The sequence below is a fragment of the Streptomyces sp. WELS2 genome (genome assembly GCF_013870595.1).
Taxonomy (GTDB): Bacteria; Actinomycetota; Actinomycetes; order Streptomycetales; family Streptomycetaceae; genus Streptomyces.
The window spans coordinates 1-2,974 of record NZ_JACBWZ010000752.1 but is presented as its reverse complement, the minus strand read 5'-3'; the positions used below and the strand labels follow the sequence as shown (position 1 = coordinate 2,974).

Here is a 2,974-nt window from a genome sequence, read left to right as displayed (position 1 = left end):
TCGCCTCGTGCAGCCGCTGCCGGGTCGGCTCGGTCAACGTGCGCAGGGTGCCGGAGAGTTCGGCGGTGTCGGGGATGACACCGGCCGCGGTGCCCGCGCTCAGCCCGGTCACGCTGAGCACGGCACTGTCGTCGGCGGCCACGCCCCGGGTGACCGCGCTCTGCAGGGCGAGCACGATCTCGCAGGCCACCGGCACCGGGTCGCGGGTGGTGTGCGGCGCGGAGGCGTGCCCGCCGCGGCCTTGGACCACGACCCGGAACCGGTCGGAGGCCGCCATCTGCGGTCCCGGCCGCAGCAGCACCGCGCCGGCCGGCATGTTCGGGTTCACGTGCAGGGCGAAGGCGGCGTCGGCCCGGCTGCCGGACGCCTCCAGCACCCCTTCCTCGATCATGAGGCGGGCCCCGTGATGGCCCTCCTCGCCGGGCTGGAACATGAACACCACGCGCCCGGGGAGCGTCGCGCGCCGCCCGGCGAGCAGCCGCGCCGCGCCCACCAGCATCGCCATGTGGGCGTCGTGCCCGCAGGCGTGCATCAGCCCGGGCCCGCGCGAGGCGAACGGCAGCCCGGTGTCCTCGGTGACCGGCAGCGCGTCCATGTCGGCGCGCAGCAGGATCGTCGGGCCGTCGGCCGCCCCGGTGAGGGTCGCGGTCACCGAGGACAGGGCGCGCCCGGTACGGATGTCCAGGCCGAGGCCGTCGAGCGCGTCCAGGATCAGGCTCTGGGTGGCCGGCAGGTCCAGGGCCGTCTCCGGGCCCCGGTGCAGGGCGCGGCGCAGGGCGATCGCCCCGGGGGCCAGCCGGCGGGCCGCGTCGAACAGGCCGGCCCCGGCGGCGGGGTCCTCCGGCGTACCGTCGTCGGCCCTGAAGGTGGGTGTCATACGGCCGTTCTCCTTCCCCGGACCGGTCGAGCGCCCGGTACGGCGGGTGCTCACCCACCGTAGGGACCCCGGCGCCGCCGGACAGTCCCCGACGCCCCGGGCACCCCGGATCCGGACAGGTCCGCACGCCGACAGGATGACGGAACCCCCGTCAACTCGCCTGGTGAGCCACACCGGAGCGGCCCTCGGCCACATGGCGCCGGCCGGACCGCACCGCCCAGGCGAACACCCCCACCGCGAACAGCAGCACGACGAGGGTGTCGCAGGGCGCCCGGAGCAGTCCCAGGCCGCCGAAGGAGCCGAGGGCGGAGCAGCACAGCAGTCCGGTCAGCCAGACCGGCAGCCAGGCCCCGTCGCGCAGTTCCCGGCGCAGGTCCCGGCGTGCGGGGAAGCCGTGCCGGCCGGAGCGGAGCAGCCAGGACAGCGGCACCCCGGCCAGCGCCAGCGGCAGGGTCAGGTGCAGCCGCTGCCAGGTGGACCAGTACACGAACAGGGTGGCCACGAGGAAGCTCAGCGTCGGGATCCAGCGCATCGCGCCGGCCGGCTCCCCCGTGGGACGCAGGGTGGCGGCGGCGACGGCGGAGGTGGCGTACACGAGCAGGAAGAGGTTGCCGAGGGTGCCGACGACGTCCTGCCAGGTGCCGAACGGCAGCAGATAGACCGCCATCACCGAGGCGTTCAGGGCGAGGGCGCGGCGCGGGATGCCGGAGCCGGTGTGCACGCCGAGGAACCAGCGGGGCAGCAGGCCGTTCTTGGCGAGGGCGTAGGTGCGCCGGGCGCTGATCCCGAGCCCGATGAAGGTGGCGCCGCCGGGCGAGACGACGGCGTCGGCGTACAGCAGCAGGGCCAGCCAGTGCAGGTTGACGAGCAGGGCCAGCTGGCCGAACGGCGAGGTGAAGTCGATGCCGCGCCAGCCGCCGGCGAGGGCGCTGTCCGGGACGGCGAGGAGGAAGGCGAGCTGGAGGCCGACGTAGAGCAGGACGGCCAGGGCGATGGCGGTCAGCACGGCGGGCCGCAGGTGCCGGCGCGGATCGCGGGCCTCGCCGGCCAGGTCGACCGGTGACTGGAAGCCGTTGACGGCGTAGACGAGCCCGCCCGCGGACAGCGCGGCCAGGCCCGCGGACCAGCCGTAGGGGGCGAAGCCGCCGTGGTCGGTGAGCCGGTGCGGGTGGAAGCCGGAAGCCAGCAGCAGCACGACGGTGAGGACGGGGATGGCCGTCTTGACCACGGTGAGCGCGTAGTTCACCCGGGTGAAGAGCCGTACCCCGAACCAGTTGAGGGCCGCGAACGCCCCGGTGAGGACGAGCGCGACGGCCACCCCGGACAGGCTCAGCCGGCCGTCGGTGTGCAGGTGGGGGAACCAGCGGGTCAGGTACTGCACGGTCGCGGTGACCTCGGCCGCGCCCGCGCCCACGGACAGCAGCACCGCCCAGCCGATCACCCCGGCGACCAGCGGGCCGTTGGCGTACAGCGGCCAGCGCACCGTGCCGCCCGCCTCCGGCATCCGGGCCGCGAGGTCCACCAGGACCAGCGCGACGAGCATGGCCAGCACCCCGGCGGCCAGCCAGGACAGCACGGACAGCGGGCCGGCGGCCTGGGCCGCGTACATCGCGCCGAACAGCCAGCCGGAGCCGACGATGTCGCTGAAGCCCACCGCCGTCAGGGCCGCGAACCCGAGGTGCCGGCGGAGTTTGCCCTCCTCGCGGAGTACGGCGTCGGGGGCGGCCGGTACGGCCCGGGCAGGCGGCTGCCGCGGTCCGGACCCTTGCTGGGAGGGGGTGCGTGCCACCCTCCGTCGCTTCCCGCACCCGCGCCGGACGACGCGCGGACCCCGTCGGATTCACCTCGACGCCACACGTGCGTCAGCCCCGCGCCATCCGCCCTGACGGCCACTCAAGTGACTGGAGTCTGCAACTTTTTCGCGGTGCGGGAGGTCACGTACGAGCACGGAGGTGCGCGTACGGGCCTCGTCCGCGTGCGCGCCGACGCGCTCCACGGGTCACGCACGGCCCGTTCCGACGCACGCCAACCGGTGCCGCCCAGGCGGCACTTGGGAACCGAAAGGTCTGCCGGATGAAGATCCGCCGCGCCCTGACG

Annotated in this window: 2 protein-coding genes; both read right to left on the bottom strand. The window is 75.1% G+C overall.

The window, feature by feature from the left end; translation table 11 throughout:
- Window positions 1-877 (bottom strand): M20 family metallopeptidase (locus tag H5J33_RS29265; RefSeq protein WP_181797824.1); only part of this gene is annotated, 877 nt, incomplete at its 3' end.
- 151 nt (window positions 878-1,028) lie between these two features.
- Entirely contained in the window at window positions 1,029-2,666 is a 1,638-nt protein-coding gene (locus tag H5J33_RS29260; protein ID WP_181797823.1) for an APC family permease, read from the bottom strand.
- Between the last annotated feature and the right edge of the window lie 308 nt (window positions 2,667-2,974).